The following is a 20,745-nucleotide window of genomic DNA, read 5'->3' on the forward strand; positions in this document are numbered from 1 at the left end:
GGTGCTGGTCGCACTGCTGAAGAAGGTCGTCCGAGCGGTCGTGGTCCTGCTCGTGGTGAGCTTCGTGACCTTCGTCCTGATGTTCGGCAACGGGCCGGGGATCGCACGGGCGGTTCTGGGCAAGGACGCCGCCGAGGCCGACGTCCGGGCGGAGATCGCCAGGCTCGGACTGGACCGGCCCTTGTTCGTGCAGTTCGGGGAGTGGCTCCGGGGAGTCGTCACCGGTGACCTTGGAAGCTCGTTCTTCACGGGGCAGTCCGTTGCCTCGGCGCTGGCGACGAGGGTGCCCGTGACCCTCGCGCTGATCGTCCTGTCGCTCCTCCTGACGGTCGTGGTCAGCGTCCTGATCGGCGTCGCCGCCGCCGTCCACGGAGGGTGGATCGACCGGGTCGTCCAGGTGCTGGCCGTCCTCGGCGCGGCGGTCCCGCCGTTCATCGTCGCCATCGGACTCATCTTCGCCTTGGCCATTTCCGTACGCCTGTTCCCCGCGACGGGATACGTGTCGCCGGACCAGAGCCTGAGGGGCTGGATCTCATCGGTCACGCTTCCGGTGCTCGCCCTCCTGACGGGGTCGGTCGCCTCCGCGGCCTCGCAGTTCCGGGGGGCGGTCCTCGACACGCTCTCCCGGGACTTCGTCCGCACGCTGCGGGCCCGCGGCGTCCCGGAGCGGCTTGTGATCTTCCGGCATGTGCTCCGCAACTCCGCAGGCCCCGGACTCACCGTCCTGAGCCTGCAGACGATCGCCCTGATCGGCGGCGCGGTCATCATCGAGGTCGTTTTCGCGCTCCCCGGCATGGGCGACCTGACCAACACGGCGGCCCAGCAGGGCGACGTGCCGGTCGTCATGGGGTGCGTCCTGGTGATCGTCGTGATCGTGCTCGTCGTCAACCTGCTGGGCGATCTCGCCAACGCGGCCGTCAATCCGAAGGCGAGGACCCGGTGACGACGACCCCGGCCTTGGTGCCCGCCGCCGAGAACCGGTCGGCCGCGGCGGTGCGGTCCCTCCTGCGGCGCATGCTCACCGACCCGCTGGGCGCCTGCTGCCTGGCCTTCCTCCTCTTCGTGATCTTTCTCGGGCTGTCCGGCCCCTGGCTGGCGCCGACGGGTCCGAACGTGACGGACCTCGGCGCGGTCAACGCGAGGCCCTTCACCTCCGGCCACCTCCTCGGCGCGGACGCGACGGGCCGGGACATCCTGTCGCGGCTGATGTGGGGCACGCGGCAGACCCTTCTCGCCTGCCTGGTCGTGCTGGTCGTCTCCGTCGCGTTCGGTGTGCCGAGCGGACTCGCCGCCGGCTTCTACCGGGGCAGGTTCGAAGCGGTCGCGAACTGGTTCTCCGACGTCGTCATGTCGATGCCCGGGATCGTGCTGCTCATCGCGCTCTACACCCGCACCGGCCCCGACATCGTCACCGCCATGGCCGTCTTCGGGGTGCTCGTCGCGCCGACGTACTTCCGTCTGGTCCGGTCGATCGCGGTCGGCGTCCGCAACGAGTTGTACATCGACGCGGCCAAGGTGGTCGGCCTCTCCGATCTCAGGATCGTCGCCCGGCACGTGCTGTGGGCCGTGCGCGCACCGATCATCATCCAGAGCTCGTTCATCCTCGCCGCGGGCATCGGCATCGAGGCCGGGGTGGGCTTCCTGGGCCTGGGCGACCCGTCCCGGCCGGCCTGGGGAAGCGTCCTGCAGGAGTCGTTCAACAACATCTACGACAACCGGCCCGGCGTGGCGGGGCCGGCGATCCTCATCAGCCTGACGATCCTGTCCCTCGTCCTGCTCGGCAACGTTCTACGCGACGTGCTCCAGGCACCGGCCGGCGGCAAGGCGCCGTCCGCGCGGCGCCGCCGTGAGCTGATCCGGCGAGCGCGGGCGGCGGCCCAGCCTGACGACGAGCAGCGCCCGGCGCCTCCGGCGGACGCGGTGGTGTCGATCCGGGGCCTGCGGATCGGATATCCGGACGGCGGCGGGGGATTGCGGGAGGTCGTGCACGGCGTGGACCTCGACGTGCGGCGCGGCGAGATCCACGGGCTGGTCGGCGAGTCCGGTTCGGGCAAGTCGCAGATCGCGTTCTCCACGCTGGGCATCCTGCCGCGCGAGGCGGTCATCCTCGGCGGAAGCGTCCTGCTGGACGGCCAGGACCTGCTGGCGAGCGAGAAACTCATGCGGCACGCGCGCGGCAGGCGGATCGCCTACATCCCACAGGAGCCCATGGCGAACCTCGACCCGTCGTTCACGGTCGGCGCGCAGCTCACGCACGGCCTTCGTGCGGTCAAGAAGACGACCAGGCGCGACGCCGAGAAGGAGCTGCTGGGGCTGCTGTCGCGGGTCGGCATCAAGGACCCGGAGCACGTCTTCCGGCTCTATCCGCACGAGATCTCGGGCGGCATGGCCCAGCGGGTGCTCATCTGCGGCGCGGTGGCCTCCGGGCCCGACCTGATCGTCGCCGACGAGCCGACGACCGCCCTTGACGTGACCGTGCAGGCCGAGGTGCTCGAACTGCTCAGGGAACTGCGCGACGAGCGGGGCCTCGCCATGATCCTCGTGACGCACAACCTCGGCGTCGTGGCCGACATCTGCGGGTGCAGGACCTCGTCGTCCGCTACGGCGGACGCCGGGGCGGCACCACTGTGATCGACGGCGTCTCCTTCGACCTCGGCGCGGGCGAGACGCTGAGCCTCGTCGGCGAGTCCGGATCCGGCAAGACGACGATCGGCCGGGCGATCCTCGGGCTCGCGCCCGTGACGGCCGGCTCGATCACCTTCCACGGGGAGACCGTCAGCAACATCCCCAGGGCCCGCCGACGCAGGGTCGCACGCGACATCCAGGTCGTCTTCTAGGATCCGTACTCCTCGTTGAACCCCGCGATGAGAGTGGGGGACATCCTGGTGGAACCCCTCGCCGCGGCCGGTGCCACGGAGGGCCGGACGCGCATACGGGAGCTGCTGGACGCCGTCGGGCTGCCGGCCGACGCCGCCGGGCGATACCCGCGGGAGTTCTCCGGTGGCCAGCGGCAGCGGATCGCGATCGCCAGGGCGCTCGCCCTCGACCCCTCGGTCATCATCTGCGACGAACCCACCAGCGCCCTGGACGTGACCACGCAGGCCCGAGTGCTCACGCTACTGCAGGACATCCAGCGCGGGACGGGCGTGGCATACCTGTTCATCAGCCACGACCTCGGCGTCGTCCACGAGGTGAGCGACAGCATCGCCGTCCTCCACCGCGGACGCATCGTCGAGATGGGGAAAGCGCACAGGGTCGCGACGAACCCGGAGCACCCCTACACACGCAAGCTGCAGATGGCCGCTCCGGTCGCGGACCCGAAGAAGCAGCGCCTGCGCCGGGCCGAGCGCCTGGAGCTCACGACTGAAGAGCTTTCCTCTCCCGGGAGCAGATCATGAGAAGCATGCACACGCCCCGGTGCGCACCGCGGCGAACCGATGGGCCGCTGCGGCCGGCCCCCGACTCGGGGAGCGGGCGGTGATCCGGTGGGGTGTGGTGGGGCCGGGGACGATCGCGGCCGAGTTCGCCGAGGCGATGGGGCCCGCCGGGGGTGGACAGATCGTCGCGGTGGCGTCCCGCTCGCTCGCGCGGGCCGAGGCGTTCGCCGACAGGTTCGGGATCGCGCGCAGGTACGGGGAGGTCGCCGGGCTGGCCGCCGATCCCGACATCGACGTGGTCTATGTGGCGACCCCGCAGTCGCGGCACGAGCAGGACACCCTCGCATTCCTGGCGGCCGGCAAGCACGTGCTGTGCGAGAAGCCGTTCGCGCTGGACGCCGGGCAGGCCCGGCGGATGGTCCAGGAGGCCCGGGCTCGCGGATTGTTCCTGATGGAGGCGGTCTGGAGCCGCTTCCTGCCCTCCTACCGCACCCTGGTCGAGGTGATCGGCAGCGGCCGCATCGGCGAGCCGCTCCTGGTGGAGGCCGACTTCGGATTCCGGATGCCGGAGGACCCCCGGCACCGCCTGTTCCGGCCGGAGCTGGGTGGCGGTGCCCTGCTCGATCTCGGTATCTATCCCGTCCAGCTGTGCTCGCTGGTGCTGGGCCCGGTCGCGCACGTCGTCGCGGACGGCGTCATCGGCCAGACCGGTGTCGATGAGCAGGTCGCGGCGGTACTCCGCCACTCCGGTGGGAAACTCGGCGTGGTCAAGGCCGCGATCCGCACGAACATGGCGTGCACCGCCCGTATCGCGGGCACCGACGGCTCGATCGACCTCCCGGCGTTCATGCACTGGCCCCAGGCGCTCACCATCACCACCCACGCGGGCGGAACCGAGCGGATCGACGCCTCCTACGAAGGCAGCGGGCTGAGGTTCGAGATCGACGAGGTCCACCACTGCCTCGCCCTAGGCCTGACCGAGAGCCCGGCCATGACCCTCGACGAGACCATCGCGCTGGCCTCCACCCTCGACGCGATCCGCGCCCAGATACCAGCCGGCGGCACACGCTCCACCCCGTCCTCCAACGCCGCAGGATCGGTCCTGTGACGACCGCGACGTGCCTCCCGACCTCGCCGGTGGACGCCACCGGCCCATGCTTCTGACGAAAGGCGGCCACGATGGACCGTGAACCGCTCGACTTCTACACCGACCCCGACTCAGGTGCCTGGGAAGAGCTCGGATTCGATCCCTATCCAGCGGGTCGCCCGCCCGTCGAGGTGCCCCTGGCGACGCGCCCGCCCGTGCCGGCGCTGCGCGACCTGCGCGAGCATTACGACGCCATCGTGGTCGGCAGCGGCGCCGGAGGCGGCGTGGCCGCGTTCGTCCTGGCGCGAAGCGGGGCGTCGGTCCTGGTGGTCGAGCGCGGCTCGTGGTTCGGCGCACGCGACCTGGCTATTGACCACGTCCGCAACCACCGGTTCTTCCTCGGCGGCGACCTCGACACGCCCCCCGGCCACCCCCGGGCCGTGCCCGGCGACGACGGTGAGACGGCCGTTGAGTACGACGACCTGCGCTACCACCACAACGCGATCACCGTCGGCGGCGGCACCCGGTTCTTCGGTGCCCAGGCGTGGCGGTTCCTGCCAGACGACTTCCGGATGGCGTCGCTGTACGGCGTCCCCGAGGGATCCGCGCTCGCGGACTGGCCGATCACCTACGACGACCTCGAACCGTTCTACGACCAGGTCGAATGGGAACTCGGCGTCGCCGGCCGCGCCCACCCGGGCGAAGGCCCCCGCGAACGCGACTACCCGATGGCGCCGTTCCCCCCGACCACCGAGGCCGCGCTGCTCGACGCGGGAGCCCGGACGCTCGGCTGGCCGACCGGCCCCGTCCCGCTGCTGCTGAACACCGAACCCCGAGGCGGCCGGGCCCCGTGCATCCGCTGCGGACAGTGCATCGGCTTCGCCTGCCCCGTCGACGCCCGCAACGGCACCCACAGCACCGTCCTGCCCCGCGCCATCGAAATGGGAACCGACCTGATCACCTCAGCCCAGGCCGTCCGAATCTCCGACGACGGCGACGTCGAGATCGCCGCCCACGGCGCCGCGCGCGTCGTCCGCGCCGAACGGATCATGCTCGCCGGCGGGGCGATCGAGACCGCCCGGCTGCTCCAACTCAGCGGCCTGGGCAACGAGTGGGTCGGCGACTGCCTTCAAGGCCACACGTACGCCGTCGCGTTCGGCCTATTCGACTCCGACGTCCACGACGGCCTCGGCCCCGGCCCCTCTACCGCTACCCGCCACATGCCCCGGTCGCAACCGCACCCGCACGGCCACGGCGCCTGCGGCCCTACCCGTTCAAGCAGGCCTTCGCGATCGCCAAGCGTGAGCTGGCGCGCCGCGAGGACTCCCTCGCCGCCGTCCAGGCGTGGTGGAAGCCGATTGCCAAGAACCCCAAGTACCCGGTGTGGCTGCGGAAGGCGGCCTTGAACGAGCTGTCCGGGATGGTCTTCAACGCCTCGTTCTGGGAGGCGGGCCTGGTCAGCAGCTCCGTCACTCCCGCCCCCGGCGGGCCTCGCCTGGGTTCGGAGCTCCCTGGCACCCACTTGTTCTACCTGATCGACGCCGGAAGCGGCGGCGCATCGGCCAACGAGATGGACGTCGACAGCTTCGGGTACGTGTGCTACACGAAACTGTTCCCCAACCTGGAACTCGGCCGCCTCCGCGCCTGGCTGCAGCTGACCAAGCAGGACCGGTGGGGGCGGGTGCCCCAGCAGATCGAGGCCAACACAGGTCCCTACATCAGCGCGACGGCAGCCAACCAGGGCGCCCCCTCGGCGACGTCCGAACCCGTCTTCGGCGCACCGCCTCCCAACACCGACGACCTCGGCGCGCTCTTCGATCCCGCAGGCGGCGACGCGTTCCGGGACTGCTTTCACAAGCTCATCTACCGGGTGTACGCGCTGTACAAGGAGACCGGCGACAAGAGTCTGGTGACCTACGGGTACGCCCCGATGCTCAGGACGCTGAAGCACTCGCAGTTCTTCCGCCCGCCCGGCTCCCGCCTCCCGGCGGACCCGCCGTCGAACAATCCGCCGAACACCTACGACCAGCTCCTGGTCAACGGCCACGGCATCTACAATTGCCAGCTGTACCTTCTGTCGCTCCAGATCCTCTCGAAACTCACCCCCACGGCCATCGCCCTCGGGGTCCCCGAGGCCACTCCCGCGGTTCGCGAACAGATCGATACCGAACTGGCGGCGGCGAAGGCCGAGTTCGAAAGGATCTTCTGGAACCCCAAGACCGGGCGCTACCGCTACTGCGACGGCACCGGCGGCATCGACGGGCGGACCGGCGACATCTTCGGTGCAAAAAAGCCGGTCCTGCCGCCGGACGCGGTCTTCCTGGACTCCTTCTACGCCCAATGCGTCGCCTCACAGCTCGGTCTGCCGGATCTGATCGACCTGCGGCGCGCCCGGACGCACTGGCACAACACCCTGGACGCCTTCCTGGCTCCCAAGGACGCCGACGGCAAGCCCACCGGTCCGCCCATCATCCTGGACGAGAACCTGAATCCCTACCCGATGAACTACATCCAGTCTCCCGGCCGTTTCGTCCCCGAGATCGCCGACGTGTGGCCCGGCACCACCTGGATGGCGACCGCGGCCGCCGTTCACATCGGCCGCCGGACCCGCGACCGCGAACTCATCGCCAAGGCCCTGAAAATGAGTGAAGCCGTGGCGAACCGGATCTACGACGACGGGGCCACGACAAAGGGCCACGCCTTCGCCACGCCGGAGTCCTGGTTTGTGGAAAACGTGAACATCTCCCGGTATGCGGCCTACGCCCGAGCCCGGTCCATCTGGCAACTCGTCGATGCCCTCGACCCCATCCTGCGCAGGCCGAGGCCGTCAAAACCAGGCAGAACACGGCGCCCCTGACACCAATGGCGGGCATCATCGGGCCGCCGCGCCGGCCTTGTCATCGGTGGTCGTCTCGATGGCGGCGGCGTCGTGCCCGCGGAACAAGCCATGGCCGGGGGCCCCACGGTCGATGGCCTTGCCGCGTCTAGGGGCGACTTTGTGGCCAAGTTTCCCAGCGATGCGCCGGCCACCTTGCGCGCGCTCTGCGTGACTGAGGGCAGATGAGCGTCGAGCAGCTGGTCGACCGTCATGGCATCGCATGTCGGCCCGTGCGCGACCTGCTGGTGGACTACTTCAAAGAGCGGAGCCCGCTCCCGACTACGGCTCGCTGCCCGGGCCCGTCCGGGTCGTGGCCGGCTTCTGGCGCGACCTGGAAAGACATCATCCGGGCATCTCCTTGCTCAGCCTGAGGCCCGAAGCCGCGCGGGCCCGGAAGGAGCGATACCGGTACTACACGCGCCGGGAGAGGCGGACGGAACCTTCCGCAACGTTCAGCGCCCGCGGCAGTTGAGCTGCGTGTCGGGTTCGATGAACATGGCCGGATCGGGATGGCGTCAAAACGGCTTCCTCGCGGTGTCGGCGGGTCCCCGAAGCCCTCGCCGCCGCAGCCGAACACCACCACGACGCCGAGTCCCGCCGAGCAGCTGTCTGCCGGGTTCAAGACCAGGCGATCTCACCGGTTCGGTCGACGAAGCGTCCTGAGCCGGCACCGGGCTTTTCGGTCGCGAGGCCGACGATCGCGTCCGTCCCTTCGGTGACGGTCTGGGGGCCGCTGTGGCCGTTGAGGTCGGTCGCCGTGTAGCCGGGATCGGCGGCATTGATGCGGATGCCTGTCAGCGCTTTGGCGTATTGGGTGGTCAGCATCGTGAGCGCCGCCTTCGAGGCGCTGTAGAGCGGCGCGATGGCAGAAGACTCGACCCGCGACGGGTCGTGGGTGAAGGCGAGCGAGCCCATTCCGCTGCTGACATTGACGATGACCGGGTCTGATGATCGGCGTAGCAGCGGCAGGAACGCGGTGGTCGTTCGGACCACACCGGCGAGGTTGACATCGAAGACACCCAGGGCGTCGGTCCCGGTCAGGGTGCTGGGATCACCGGCGGGGCCGTGGATGCCGGCGTTGTTGATCAGAACGTCGATCGAGCCCTCTTGCTCGGCGACATCTGCGGCCGCGGCGGTGACGGACGCGTCGTCGGTCACGTCGATGGGGACGAACCGCGCGCCGAGCGCGGCGGCGGCCTCCGCGCCCTGTTCGGGGTTTCGGGCTCCGACAAGCACGGTGTGACCGAGTTCGATGAGGCGGCGGGCGGTCTCGCGGCCAAGCCCCTTGTTCGCTCCGGTGATGAAGATGATCGTCATGCGTTCTTTGGTCATACCTTCATTGTTCGTCCACCCGTGGCACCCGGCCAGGGACGCCTCAACGGTAGGAGCAGCAGTACCACCATCGATTTGCACCTCGATGACCGAGGATGCAGGAAGATGGGCGTCATGACGACACCTGGGGCCGGGCTGGGTGCGATGATCCGCACTTGGCGGGAGCGGCTGCCCCCGTCGGCCGTGGGGCTGTCGGCGGGCCCGGCTCGCCGTGCGGTCGGGCTACGCCGCGAGGAACTCGCCGAACTCGCCGGTGTGTCGGTCGACTATGTCGTGCGCCTGGAGCAGGGGCGGGCCACGACGCCCTCGACACAGGTGGTCGCGTCCCTTGCGCGTGCCCTGCAGCTGACCATCGCCGAGCGGGACCATCTGTACCGACTGGCCCGTCTCGTCCCGCCAGCCGACGGCGCCATCTCTGACCACATTCCACCCGGCGTTCACCGTGTGCTCACCCGGCTCGGGGACGTCGCGGTCGCCGTGTTCGCGGCGGACTGGCAGCTGATCTGGTGGAACCGCAGCTGGGCTGGGCTGCTGGGCGATGCCTCATCGGTGCCACCGAAGCTGCGCAATTTCGTCCGCGACAGGTTCCCGATCGGTGCGAGTCCTGCTCGCCTCGCGCTATGGCCTGTGACCGAACTGGACAGGGACGCCACCGACGCCGCCGTCGTCTCCGACCTGCGCCGCGCCACCGGCCGTTTCCCCCACGACACGCGCCTGGCAGAGCTGATCCGCGTATTGAGTGCGGGCAACCAACGGTTCGCCGAACTATGGGCGATCGGTACGGTGGCCGCTCACCGTGCGGACCACAAGACGATCGAGCACCCCTCGGTAGGGCCGGTCACGGTGGACTGCGATGTGCTGACCGACGGTGACTCCGAGCACAAGATTGTGATCATGACTGCCGTGCCCGGCAGCGCGGACGAGACCAAGCTGCGGCTCGCCGCGATCGCTGGTCCGCCGGTCACCACGAACAGCCCGCGCACACGCCGGTAGGCGGGGTACGAGCCGTCCGCAACGGGAGCTGAGCTGTCGATGCCGTAGGGAGGCTGGTTGGGCGGTGATGTCGACCCGGCTGTCGAACCATAGGGGAGAGGTCCCGTTGCTCTCTCGACTTGAACTGTCCTGCCGTGCCTGTGTCGGTGCTCATGGTCATGTTCCGCCTGTACCGTCAGAACGGGACCAGACCAACTCCGAAATCGGGTGCCCAGTTCTTAGGGCTGCCTGGGCGCCCGGGGATTCGGCCACGGTGTTCCGGAAAGCGATGCGTCGAGGATCTCGCCGAGGCGCAGCCATGCATTCGGCCCCGCATAGGAGGACGGATTCACCGCGAATCGCGCCCAGCCCGCTTCGTTCTCACCGAGTGCGGCCATAACGACGGAGGTGACCACCTCATCAGGAGGCGAGTACCCATTGCCTGCTCCGATCGAGAGGACTGTCCAAGCGGGCAGGGCGCGAACCAGTTCGTCGGTGCGGTCGGGGAGGGCCAAGGCCGCACGGGTCCACTCCTCGCGAAGGTTGGGACCCCCGCCGAGTCGGCCCCGTAGATCCATCGTGATCTGCACAATCGCCGCCTGCGGCGCCGAGTGCCGGGCTAGCACGTCGGCAAAGGCGAGCCGGAAGCGTGGTCTGTGGGCAAAGGAGAGGAGCGCTTTCTCTACGAGTTCGTCGTCGGCGTACCGGTTGAGGTAGTCCTCCAGGACGTCATCTGTCGCCGCTGCGAGATCCCGCGGGCTCACTTGGCGAGGATCGCCCAGGGCCTGTTCTCGTGTGGTCGCCGCTGGGTCCGCGATGATCCGCTCGATCGCCGCGTGCAGTTCGGACAGCCGTCGCTCGTCGTCCCGCGCGGTGATGCTTCGAGTCCGCCACCGGCCTTCGGGTGCCGGCCGGTTATCCCGGAGCACGAGCCGCACCTTGGCCTTCACCTCCTCCGTGACGTGAGGGAGGTGAAGCAGCATGCCGTGCACCCAAAGGAGGTCCCTTGGTTCGCGATACCTCCTGGAGGACGGCGGTTCCCAGAGTTCCAATGCCCGGACCGCTGCCGTGGCAAAGCGTCGGCCGAGTTCGGCGAGCAGGTCGCCCGATGTGCGCCAGGCTCTAGGATCGCCGTAGTGGTTCGTCGCCTCTGCGGGATTGAGCAGGTAATGCCAGGCGCCGTCCGCCGCACGCCGCGCCCATGAAACCGCGGACTTGCACCCGTACTCCAGCAAGAACTCGGAGTCGGCGAGGTAGCTTTCCACATGACGCCGGTCATCTGCGGGCAGAGCCTCAAGTTCGTTGGCGAACAGGGCACGTGCTTCTTCGGCGGACGCTCCGTCTCGCACGGTCCGACACAGCCGGGTGACCAGCACGTTGTGCGCGAAACGCGTCAGATCTTCTGCGGCGAGTTCCTCAAGAAGCGCCGGGTCCACCTCCCAGGGAATGGTCCCTAGGAGATGGTCATGAATGGTGGACCGGGCTGGTGTGCCTCGTGCTCGGTCAACGAGCTCACGGTGACGATGGGCATGGACGGTGACCAACTGTCCCCATATGGCTTTCCATGCCTTCATCACCTGGTCGAACGCTTGCCACGTGTCGTCGTCCCCAGTTTCTTCGTCGACTTCGGGGGGCCGGGGCAGGAGGGCGAACGCCGCGGCAAAGACGTCATCGTGCAGTCGCGGCTCTCGCAGGATGAGTTGCGCTGTGCCCGGGTTCTCCAGCAGTTCCCGCGTCATCGGTTGTCCGTGAGGTCCGCGCCGCTGGATTTCCGTAACGACGGCTTGTGCCATCGCGTCCGTACAACCCGCACGTCCTAGAACTGCAAGTCGAGGGGTGGTGCAGCGTGCCAGGAACTCCTCACGCAATACATCGCTGCAGGACGGATGGGAGAGCGCCGCCGCAGCCAACTCCATTGAATCCGAGAAGTGAGTCTCGGCCTCCCTATCCAAGTCACTCTGCACCGCCGTCCGCAGCATCCACTCGGGCGCCATTTCGGTGAGCGTCTCGCGTAAGAGGACCAGCAGCAGGCCGTCACGCTGCAAGCCCGCGTCCATGGTGCGAACCCGCTCGACCACCATGCGAACCGCCGGCGAATCGGCCCTCCCGGCCCTAGCCATCGCATGCAGAAAGGCATCCGGAAGTCCGGACTTCGAATTCGCTTGGCCCATGGATGGTCTCCTGTGATCGCCGAGCCGAGTCATGGCCCAGAGTGCCGCGTGCCGTCGGTAGGGGTTTACCAGGCTCGCCACCTCGGCATGAGCGCGGGGCCGCTGTCTGGCCACCAGTGGCCCCATCACGATCCACCCGGTCGTGCGTAGTGACTCGGAAGTAGTTCGGTGATGCACAGGGTTGAGAAGAGCCCGGCCCGTAACTTTGACGGTGCGGTCGTGGAGATCCAGCAGCGCCGCCGCCGACTCGTCCCGGGCAGGTCGCGCACAGTACTCACGGCTGGTCTCGGGTGGTTCCCTCGGAGGCGAGACGATTAGCAAGCTCCTTCCTCCTTGTCAAGGGTGAGGACGGGCGTTGTTGTCGCGTAGGCCAGCCGTCCGCCAGGCGAGCTCTAAGATCACCTAGCTGCCTCAAGATCACGGCAGTCACATCGTGTGGCTGAGAGGATGCGGACAATGGCATGGTCGAAGACACTGAAGCCCGGTCACGTGTACCTGATCGCCTTCGATTCAGGAATCGTCAAGGTCGGCCAGTCGAAGAATCCAGATCAACGCCTGGATGAACATGCGCGTCTTGCGGCTATTCACGGTGCCGGGGAAGTTCTTCGGGAAACCGTCCGGGTTGATGACATGGACGATTGGGAAGAACAGCTAATCGCCCACTTTGAGGCAGAGTTCAAGCGTGCCGGCCAGAGCAGAGAGTATTTTCATGCCGATTCCGGTCAGGCACTCGCGTTATTTCGTGCGGCAATGGCCAAGCCCATCCAACGAGACCTATCCCACGGATTGACGCATGAGGAAAAATGCAAAGCGGCCGTGACTGCCATGGCAGGCCTGAACACACGAGGCGACAAGGCCCGTTGGACGGAATACGTGAAGTACTTTTCCGCCACCGCGAATTACGACCGTGATCCCCTGTTCCTGAAGCTCCTGCAAGAAGCTGACCATCTTTACTGCGTCCGGAAAAATCGTCATTGTGCTGACGAGTGTGGCTGCGATCGGACCTGGTTGAGTGGCTATGGATGTCGCGTGGAGGGCTGTACCGCACCAGGCTGCTCCGAAGAGGGGAAGCGGAGATATCGGCAACGTCGGGAGGCTCGTGAGGCGGCAGAGCGTGCCCGTATCCAGGAACGCATTGGCCAGTCCGAGCCGATCCGTACCACGGACGGTGAAATTGTGGGATACCTGTGGCCGGCAGATGATGGCTGGTACCTCATCGATGTCGACGGAAACCTAAGTCAGTTCAGCAGCGAACCAGGTCACCTTGCTCGAGTAGTGTTGGATAGTGCACGTGAGCGCAAAGAGCCCGAAGGAATTAGGAAGGACTAAACGTGAATGCCCACCAACTGCATCCTGAGTGAGAAGTCCAGGACGTGAAATTGGCCGGTGGGTGCGGGGCCGCATCCGTCTCGCCAGAAGCACTTACCAACGGCGTCGCAGCGGACGGGGCGCCTCCGACAACCACGCCGCGAGACCTCAAACCTTTCAACCTCTGTACTGGGACCACTACGCCGAAGGCGTCGCTGCCGACTAGTACTCCAGTTGTAGTTCGGCTGTGTGCTGCTGTGTTGTTGAGATGCCCCTGTCTGGCGCGGGGCTGCGGTCAAGGCTTTGCGGTCGGTCGCATTCCGTCGAAGAGGATGGTCAGCGCGCGATGACGAAATTGCTCGCTCCACTCATCAGTCATCGCTTCTTGGCAGATCGCTGCGAGCAGGGCGATCAGCTCATCGGGTCGCAGGTCGTCGCGGACGGCGCCTGCTTTCTGAGCGCGTTCGAGCAGCAGATCGACGGCGGGCCGGAGACGTGTCAGGGCGTCGCCGACGTGGACCCGGGTTCCGGTTTCAGCGAGTCGCTCGAACACGGCCCTGTTCTGGGCACTGATCGACATGACGCGGGTGCAGAACTCGAATAGGGCGGTTACGGCGTCCGGGTCGTTGACCAGCGCGTCGACTTCGGTGATGAGCCGGTCCAGCAGGTTCATCACCACGGCCTGGAGCAGTTCGGGTTTGGTCGGGAAGTGTCGGAACACCGTACCGATCGCGACGCCGGCGCGCTCGGCCACCGCCTCGGTCGAGGCCGACGCGCCTTGCTCGGCGAACACAGCCTCGGCCGCCTCCAGGATGCGCGCCCGATTGCGGCGAGCGTCGGCACGGACTGGTCGTTCACCAGCACCGTCGCCGGCAGGCGGCACACCGTCTCGATTCATCGGCACTCCCTCGTCGACAAAGTGAGTCAGACTCATTATGATGGATCTTGAGTCGCACTCATCTTACTTCTGGAGGTTCGACCATGGCCCCATCGGCGACCGGCACAGCAGGTCCGCTCGCGATTTACCGGCGCATGCAGGAAGCAGTCCTGCGCGGGGACGGTGCTGGCGCTACGCTCCTCCCAGCTGAACTGCTGGCCGAAGATCTCGTAGTCGAGACGCCGTTCGCCCCTGCGGGCATGCGGCGTTATGAGGGCCGCGAGGCGTGGCTGTCGTACTACCGCACCAGCGGCGCGGGCCTGCTGGTGCGGTTCGAGCAGTTCCGCGAACTGGCCACCTACCAGACCGACGACCCTGAGGTCATCGTCGTCGAATACGAGCTGACCGGAACGGTCACCGCCACCGGCGTGCGGTCCTCGGTAACCTGCATCGCCGTGCTGGGAGTCCGCGACGGCCTGATCAAACACTGGCGCGAGTACCAGGACATCCCGGCGATCACCGAGGCGCTGACCCGACGGCCGGAGGGCCTCGGCGACGCAGACATGCCCGCCCAGTAGCGCTCGGACCTCATGCTGCGAGGGCACGCTGTCGCTGGTAGTGGAGTCGCTTGGCGGTCGCCTGGTGACTCCGCCGCCAGGTCGACCAGCGGAGGCGGTGCTCCCACGACAGCCGTGGCGCGGTGGCGCAGACGAGCAAGTGGCGGATCTCGTTGCAGGTCAACGCGACGATGACCTCACAGTCCGGGTGGCGCCGGTGCTCGACGGTGCGGGTGATGGCCAGGAACGCGAACGCGAGCATCGCAAGGGTGACCCACCGGTACCAGGAGGTCCAGGTGCGTACCTGGTGCTCATCGAGAGCGGTCAATTCCTTCGAGCCCTGGAAGGTCTCCTTGACTCTCCAACGCACCCCTGCGACCTGGACCAGGGTCTTAAGCGGCACTGGCTCAGGCGTCCAGGTCAAGAAGTAGGCGATCTCGCCGGTCGAGCGCGATCGGCGGGCCAGCAGCCCGGCATGCCCGCCCGCGACCGGAGCAGTCAGCTCGACCCAGGCCCACTCATACAGCCGCAGACCTTTCGCACCGGCCCCGGATGAGCAGAGAGCCCAGGCGGTGTCGGGTACTCGGTCGAGCGCGGCCGCGGCGGTGTGTTTCCCGGCCTGGCAGGACACCGGGGTGGTCTTCGCCACCGCCAGCACATAGGACAGGCCTCGCTGCTCGAGCATCCGGCGGAGGGATGGGTTGATCCCGTAGGCCTCATCCCCGGTCACGAAGTCCGCCGCAACGCCCGCCTCCAGCGCCGATGCGATCATCTGGGCGGCCAACTCGGGCTTGGTGGCGAAGTCGATGCCCTGGGGGACCCCGGCGGTCTCGCGGCGCTTGGCATCCTCGCACCAAACCCTGGGCAAGTAGAGCCGGACATCGACCGCAGCGTGCCCGGCAGCAGTGGCAAGGGCGAGGTAGACGGCCAGTTGGCAGTTCTCGACCCGCCCTGCCGTGCCCGAATATTGCCGCTGGACTCCCACGGTCCGGACGCCCTTTTTGACATCGCCGGTCTCGTCCACCACCAGCACCCGCAGCCCTTCGCCCGTCAGGCTCTCGGCGACATAGCCGCGCAGGTGCGAGCGCACTGCTGCATCGTCCCACTTCGCGCGGGAGAGCAGGTGCTGGAACCGGTACGGATTCGGTTCCCCGGCCTCCTCGGCCAAGGTCCAGCAGTTCCGCCGCTCGGCATGGAGCATCAGCGCTCCAAGCAGGGCCCTGGCACGCACCCGCGACTCGATCCGACGAAAGCACGGAGCGATGCGCCCCATCAGGGCATCCAGCTCCAACTGCCACCGATCCACCGCTATGCCGGCCGCAACGGCCACCGTCTTCTTTTCTTGCGTCACAACGACAATGATCACGACGGCCTCCACTGTCCTCAGGCCGCATCCCCGCAGCTCACACCCTGAACTCCAACTGGAGTACTAGATGCCCGAGCAGGCTTTGAAGAACGCCTTTGGTGGACGCATTCCCCAGGAAACGGCCCCGGCGACGAGCCGCTCGGCGACCCCGAGACCGCGCTCGAAAACAAGCTCCACTGGGTTCGCGAGTCACCTACCGAGAAGAAAATCCTGGTCAGAACCGGAAACGCACTCCTGTGAGGTTCCAAAACGGGGCATAGGTGTCTGACCTGCCGGTATGCAACCTCTGGTGGTCGCTGTGCTGGCAGGATCGCGTGCTTGTGACGGTACGGATGCTGTATTTGATGTTCGTCCGCTTGGTCGGGTGGATGGCCCTGCTGGCGCGTTCGGCGGCGTCGAAGGATGCAGAGTTGCTGGCGCTGCGCCAGGAGGTCGCGGTGTTGCGGCGCCAGAATCCCCGGCCCAAGCGGGACTGGGCCGAGCTGGCGGTGATCGCCGCCCTGGTGCGGCTGCTCCCCAGACAGCCGCGGATGAGTCGGCTGGTGACCCCGGAGACGCTGCTGTGCTGGCATCGGCGGCTGGTCTGCTGGCGGTGGACCTATTCTCATCGCGGTGGCCGGCCGCCGGTCGATACCCGGCTCGTGGTGCTGATCGAGCGGATGGTCCGGGAGAACCCCGGTTGGGGGTACCGGCGGATCCAGGGCGAGTTGCTCGGCCTGGGCATCCAGGGGCCTGCGCGGTGCGGCGGGTCCTGAAACGGCTGCGGATACCGCCCGCGCCGCAACGCAAACGGTCCACCTGGCGGCAGTTCCTGCGCAGCCAGGCCACGACCATGCTGGCGTGTGATTTCTTCCACGTCGAATGCGCGGTTACCTTGCGTCGCGTCTATGTGTTCTTTGTGGTGGAGGTGAGCACACGCCACGTCCATGTCCTGGGTGTGACCGCGCACCCGGAAGCATGGGCGGTGGAGCAGGCACGGAATCTGCTGATGGATCTAGGGGATCGGGCCGCCGGATTCGGTTTCCTGGTCCGCGACCGGGCGGGGCAGTTCACTGCGGCGTTCGACGCAGTACTGGCGGCTGCCGGGATCACGGTGGTGAAGATCCCGCCGCGGAGTCCGAGGGCGAACGCCTATGCCGAACGCTGGATCCGCACTGTGCGGGCCGAGGTCACCGACCGAATGCTGATTGCCGGGCCACGCCACCTGCACGCGGTCCTGAATGAGTACGTCGTGCACTATAACCGGCATCGTCCGCACCGGGCCCGGAGTCTGCGACCACCAGACCGCGACGACAGCTCTATCACCACGGCCGCGATAACCGACATGACGACGGCGAGAATCCGGCGGGGGAGGGTCTTGGGCGGTCTGATCAACGAGTACCGGCAGTCAGCATGACCCTCACCAGTCGACCGCAACGTCGCCGGTCAGCTACCGCGACAGGGTTATGGAACCCCACAGGTCCCAGTACGGCCCAGGTATGATCGCCGGGACACCCGGCTGGGCGCGTTTGCTCAGGTCAGGCTGGTGGGTCGCGTGGGACTCGAACCCACAACCTACGGATTAAAAGAGCTCTCGTGTTAGATCGGCGCTCTCGGTAACACTCTATGTTGTTCTGTCCGCGTCCAGCCACGTTTCCGTGTCGGTCTGTGCCATGGCTTGTCGACCCGTACCAATGCCCTCGAGCCAACAACGAGCAAACATGGCCCGCGATCACGGTGTCGTTCGGGCGAAGGGGGTGAGGCAGGGGAGTGGACTGCCTGGTGTCCGACATCACTGTCCGCCTGAGCCATGTCTGTGTGCGAGGGAGTCAAGCTGAAATTCACGAGTTCGGTTCCGTGGTGGGACCATCTTCTTATGCGCGGCGATTGTTTGAGGAGTGTGCGTGCCGCTGTCTCCGGCGTTGTTGGCCTTGCCTGCGCAGGGGGTGAGATGGGGCCGCTGACTATCCTCCCTTGGGGCATCGGCTGCTTGGGGGCAGGGGCGCCAGGGTGCCGTTGCTGTGGCAAGCGATGAAGTTGATCTCAGTCGCTGACCTCCGACCTGATCGGACCGTCTGAAAATGTCCAACTCTCCAAAAGTGCCTTCAAATCGTGTTACTGGCTGGTAGAAGCCCAGGTCAGCAAGTCTGCTCCCCGCGCACGCGGGGATGGACCGGACCGGCCCCATCAACCGGACTCCGACTCAACCTGCTCCCCGCGCACGCGGGGATGGACCCGATCCGAGGACGCGCCGGCCGAGGGCCACCCGCTGCTCCCCGCGCACGCGGGGATGGACCCATGATCCGGGACGCACTCGGCCCCGGCCGGGACTGCTCCCCGCACGGCGGCCGGCGCCCGGTCGGCACGGGGGTGCTCCCCGCGCACGTGCGCGGGGAGCAGTACGGGTAACTAAGCGGGGACGCGTATCTAGCGGGACCATCCCCGCGCGGGGATGGACCCAGTCCGCCGTGTGTGGGCACGCCCGCCCGTACCTGCTCCCCGCGCACGCGGATGGACCCGCGACGATGTAGTACCACCGCGGATGGGAATGCTGTTCCCCGTGCATGCGGGGATGCCGCTCACGGTGTCGGTGTACTCCTTGATGTGCAGAGCTCCGTACGGGTAGACGTGCAGAGCAATCAGCGCTGGTTGCCGCTGCTTGGTCGTGGCCCCGGATCCCTCCCTCAGGAACGACCCGCAGTGCCTCGGCACCGTCTGTCAGCGGTCGCCGCGTCCGCTGGTCGACGATCACCCGGTGCGGTGGCGTGAACCCGACGGCCGTGTCCCGCGACTGTGTGGGGGATGGGAGGACGGGGATGGACGATGAGCTGCTGGTGGTCCGTTGCCAGCTCGGCGAGCGGGAAGCCTTCGCTGAGCTGGTAGGCCTGTGGCATGCGCCGGTGTGGACGTTCGTCCGTCGGATGCTGGATGAACAGCGGGCCGACGACGTGGCCCAGGAGATCTGGGTGGCGGTGCTGCGGGGGTTGCCGCGACTGGCCGACCCCGGCCGGTTCACGCCCTGGCTGTTCACCATCGCCCGGCGTACGGTGCTCAACCGGCTCCGCCACGAGTACACGGTCACTGAGACGCCCGGCGGAGCCGAAGAGCCGTCGGCCGGGGATCTGGCCGAGGAGGTCGTGGAACGCAACGAGCTGATCTCCGCCCTGGCCGGCCTGCCGGCCACCGAGCGGGAAATCCTCATTCTGTTCTATCTGGAGGATCTGTCGATCGAGGACTGCGCGCAGATCTGCGCGATCCCGGTCGGCACCGTCAAGTCCCGCCTCCACCGCGCCCGTCGCCTGCTACGTGACCACCTGGTCGAGAGGGGATACCAGCCATGAACGACCAACCACCCACCTCTGCGGAGGAGATGCTGCAGCGGCTGGCGCCGGTACTCTCCCGCGGCCGGCGGCTGCGAGGTGTCGGGGCATTGCTCACCGGACTGGCCGGAGCGTCCTTCACCACGGTGCTGTGGGCCACCGAGCCCGACGCCCTTCCGGACCGCACCCACCTGTCCTTCGCTCTACTCCTCCTGATCTGCCTGGCCTGGACCGGCTACGGCATCTGGTCGACCACACGCCGCGCCCCGCTGTTCGCCCTGGACCGCGTGATCGCAGGCTGGCTTGCCCTGGCCGCCGCGCTGCTCACCACGACCATCACGATCACGCTGGCCGCCGTACGGGACCAGGGCGTGGTCCTTGCCCTGGCGATGAGCACCATCCTCATCACCCTGGCCGGATTGCTCCTGGCCCGCGCCCGCGCACGCCGAGCGGCCCTGCTACGCCGAAAGGCAGACCTCACCGAATCCGGCCCGCACTAGCTGGCCGGACCGCCGAATACGCACCGGCGCCCGTGGTCGGTCGTTTCACCGTGCGGGCGTGTCGGTAGCCCCGGCGGGGAAGTCCTCGATGCCGAGGACCCGCAGCAGTTCCAGCCGTTCGCGGGTTTCGGCGTCGGCTGGGGTGAGTACCAGCAGTTGCTGGCTCTGGTCGGGGGTGACGAGGGTCTCGCAGTCCATCAGCAGGCGGCCTACGCGCGGGTGCAGGATGGTTTTGCGGTCGGCGCGCCGGACCGCCACGTGGTGCTCGGCCCAGAGCTGGCGGAAGTCGGTGCTGGCGGCCTGCAGTCGTTGGATGAGTCCGGTGAGCGTGGGGTCGCCGGGTCGGCGGCCGGCGGCCGCGCGCAGGTCGGCCACGAGCTGGCGGGCGTGGTGTTCCTGCTCCTCGATCGGGGCGGCCGCGCGGGCGGCGGGGTCGGTGAACCAGCGGTAGGCGACGTAGCGGCGGTCGCCGGACAAGCCGGTGTGATCGCCGGTCAGCAGGACGGCTGCCCGGTTCTGGGCGAGGATCTCGCCCAGGTCCGACAGCACCAGGGCGGGGGTGTCGCCGAGCAGGTCGAGCATGCGCATCAGGCCGGCGCGGGCCAGGCGGGCGATCGCGTCGGCGGGCGGGGGCCGGTGGCCGGCCAGATGGAACAGGTGGTCGCGTTCGTCGTCGGACATGCGCAACGCCCTGGCCAGCGCGCCGAGCAGCTGGGGCGAGGGCTGACTGCTGCGGCCCTGCTCCAGGCGGACGACATAGTCCACCGACATGCCGGCGAGCATGGCCACCTCTTCCCGGCGCAGGCCGGTGGCGCGGCGGCGGGGGCCATCGGCAATGCCGACCTCGGCCGGGCGGATCGCCTCGCGGCGGCGGCGCAGGAAGTCGGCGAGCTGGTCACGTTGCATGGCCCCATGGTCCCTGGCGGCGGGCGAGTGTATCCAGGGAGCGGCTCTCCCATGATGAACGCTCCGCTTCCGCGCGTCCCCGGTGCGGGCGCAGGGTTGGGAACGACATCGAGAA

General features: G+C 67.9%; 18 protein-coding genes and 1 pseudogene. 14 read left to right on the forward strand and 5 right to left on the reverse strand.

From position 1 onward, the window contains the following. Window position 1 precedes the first annotated feature (1 nt). The 7 genes and pseudogenes from ABD340_RS10915 (at window position 2) to ABD340_RS10945 (ending at window position 7,321) form a co-directional block, all read left to right on the forward strand. A complete protein-coding gene (locus tag ABD340_RS10915; RefSeq protein WP_344588625.1) occupies window positions 2-943 on the forward strand; it encodes an ABC transporter permease in 942 nt (313 codons plus the stop codon). Further along, on the forward strand, window positions 940-2,631 hold the full coding sequence (locus ABD340_RS10920; RefSeq protein WP_344588626.1) for a dipeptide/oligopeptide/nickel ABC transporter permease/ATP-binding protein: 1,692 nt from the start codon (window positions 940-942) through the stop codon (window positions 2,629-2,631). The genes ABD340_RS10915 and ABD340_RS10920 overlap by 4 nt, the downstream gene beginning before the upstream one ends. Further along, window positions 2,628-3,068, forward strand: a pseudogene (locus tag ABD340_RS10925) (ATP-binding cassette domain-containing protein); the annotation flags it as partial. The gene ABD340_RS10920 and the pseudogene ABD340_RS10925, both read left to right, overlap by 4 nt. A gap of 168 nt (window positions 3,069-3,236) precedes the next feature. Continuing rightward, window positions 3,237-3,398, forward strand: coding sequence for an ABC transporter ATP-binding protein (locus tag ABD340_RS10930; protein ID WP_344588808.1), 162 nt, complete (start codon window positions 3,237-3,239; stop codon window positions 3,396-3,398). A 79-nt stretch (window positions 3,399-3,477) separates the two neighbouring features. Next, window positions 3,478-4,485, forward strand: coding sequence for a Gfo/Idh/MocA family protein (locus ABD340_RS10935; protein ID WP_344588627.1), 1,008 nt, complete (start codon window positions 3,478-3,480; stop codon window positions 4,483-4,485). Window positions 4,486-4,556: 71 nt separating this feature from the next. Further along, window positions 4,557-5,870, forward strand: a complete 1,314-nt coding sequence (locus ABD340_RS10940; RefSeq protein ID WP_344588628.1) for a GMC family oxidoreductase N-terminal domain-containing protein — start codon at window positions 4,557-4,559, stop codon at window positions 5,868-5,870. Continuing rightward, window positions 5,867-7,321, forward strand: a complete 1,455-nt coding sequence (locus tag ABD340_RS10945) for a hypothetical protein (protein WP_344588629.1) — start codon at window positions 5,867-5,869, stop codon at window positions 7,319-7,321. Before ABD340_RS10940 ends, ABD340_RS10945 begins: the two co-directional genes overlap by 4 nt. Window positions 7,322-7,960: 639 nt before the next feature. Here the strand turns inward: ABD340_RS10945 and ABD340_RS10950 are convergent. Then, the gene (locus ABD340_RS10950) at window positions 7,961-8,674 is read right to left on the reverse strand and encodes an SDR family NAD(P)-dependent oxidoreductase (protein ID WP_344588630.1); all 714 of its coding nucleotides are present in this window, start codon (window positions 8,672-8,674) and stop codon (window positions 7,961-7,963) included. A gap of 105 nt (window positions 8,675-8,779) precedes the next feature. Here ABD340_RS10950 and ABD340_RS10955 point away from each other — a divergent pair, with 105 nt between their 5' ends. Beyond that, window positions 8,780-9,667, forward strand: coding sequence for a helix-turn-helix domain-containing protein (locus ABD340_RS10955; protein ID WP_344588631.1), 888 nt, complete (start codon window positions 8,780-8,782; stop codon window positions 9,665-9,667). A 218-nt stretch (window positions 9,668-9,885) separates the two neighbouring features. Here the strand turns inward: ABD340_RS10955 and ABD340_RS10960 are convergent, their stop codons facing one another. Further along, window positions 9,886-11,817: a hypothetical protein gene (locus ABD340_RS10960; protein ID WP_344588632.1), complete on the reverse strand. Its 1,932-nt coding sequence runs from the start codon at window positions 11,815-11,817 to the stop codon at window positions 9,886-9,888. A 456-nt stretch (window positions 11,818-12,273) separates the two neighbouring features. Between ABD340_RS10960 and ABD340_RS10965 the strand changes: the two genes are divergently transcribed. Then, entirely contained in the window at window positions 12,274-13,146 is an 873-nt protein-coding gene (locus ABD340_RS10965) for a GIY-YIG nuclease family protein (protein WP_344588633.1), read from the forward strand. Between the two features lie 274 nt (window positions 13,147-13,420). Here the strand turns inward: ABD340_RS10965 and ABD340_RS10970 are convergent, their stop codons facing one another. Then, entirely contained in the window at window positions 13,421-14,023 is a 603-nt protein-coding gene (locus tag ABD340_RS10970; protein WP_344588634.1) for a TetR/AcrR family transcriptional regulator, read from the reverse strand. A gap of 134 nt (window positions 14,024-14,157) precedes the next feature. Between ABD340_RS10970 and ABD340_RS10975 the strand changes: the two genes are divergently transcribed. Continuing rightward, a complete protein-coding gene (locus tag ABD340_RS10975; RefSeq protein WP_344588636.1) occupies window positions 14,158-14,580 on the forward strand; it encodes a nuclear transport factor 2 family protein in 423 nt (140 codons plus the stop codon). Between the two features lie 10 nt (window positions 14,581-14,590). On the opposite strand, the gene ABD340_RS10980 is transcribed toward ABD340_RS10975, so the two are convergent. Then, on the reverse strand, window positions 14,591-15,832 hold the full coding sequence (locus tag ABD340_RS10980) for an IS701 family transposase (protein WP_344588809.1): 1,242 nt from the start codon (window positions 15,830-15,832) through the stop codon (window positions 14,591-14,593). Between the two features lie 437 nt (window positions 15,833-16,269). On the opposite strand from ABD340_RS10980, the gene ABD340_RS10985 reads away from it, so the two are divergent. The 4 genes from ABD340_RS10985 to ABD340_RS11000 all read left to right on the forward strand — a co-directional run bounded on the left by ABD340_RS10985 (window position 16,270) and on the right by ABD340_RS11000 (window position 19,724). After that, window positions 16,270-16,680, forward strand: coding sequence for a hypothetical protein (locus ABD340_RS10985; RefSeq protein ID WP_344588637.1), 411 nt, complete (start codon window positions 16,270-16,272; stop codon window positions 16,678-16,680). Continuing rightward, complete coding sequence (locus ABD340_RS10990; protein WP_344588638.1) at window positions 16,665-17,321, forward strand: integrase core domain-containing protein; 657 nt, start codon at window positions 16,665-16,667, stop codon at window positions 17,319-17,321. The genes ABD340_RS10985 and ABD340_RS10990 overlap by 16 nt, the downstream gene beginning before the upstream one ends. Window positions 17,322-18,720: 1,399 nt before the next feature. After that, on the forward strand, window positions 18,721-19,245 hold the full coding sequence (locus tag ABD340_RS10995; RefSeq protein ID WP_344588639.1) for an RNA polymerase sigma factor: 525 nt from the start codon (window positions 18,721-18,723) through the stop codon (window positions 19,243-19,245). Further along, window positions 19,242-19,724, forward strand: coding sequence for a hypothetical protein (locus ABD340_RS11000; protein WP_344588640.1), 483 nt, complete (start codon window positions 19,242-19,244; stop codon window positions 19,722-19,724). Before ABD340_RS10995 ends, ABD340_RS11000 begins: the two co-directional genes overlap by 4 nt. Before the next feature lie 45 nt (window positions 19,725-19,769). Here the strand turns inward: ABD340_RS11000 and ABD340_RS11005 are convergent, their stop codons facing one another. Further along, on the reverse strand, window positions 19,770-20,630 hold the full coding sequence (locus ABD340_RS11005; protein WP_344588641.1) for a helix-turn-helix transcriptional regulator: 861 nt from the start codon (window positions 20,628-20,630) through the stop codon (window positions 19,770-19,772). Between the last annotated feature and the right edge of the window lie 115 nt (window positions 20,631-20,745).

Origin of the sequence: Actinomadura vinacea, from assembly GCF_039532545.1 — a bacterium.
GTDB classification, from domain to species: Bacteria; Actinomycetota; Actinomycetes; order Streptosporangiales; family Streptosporangiaceae; genus Spirillospora; species Spirillospora vinacea.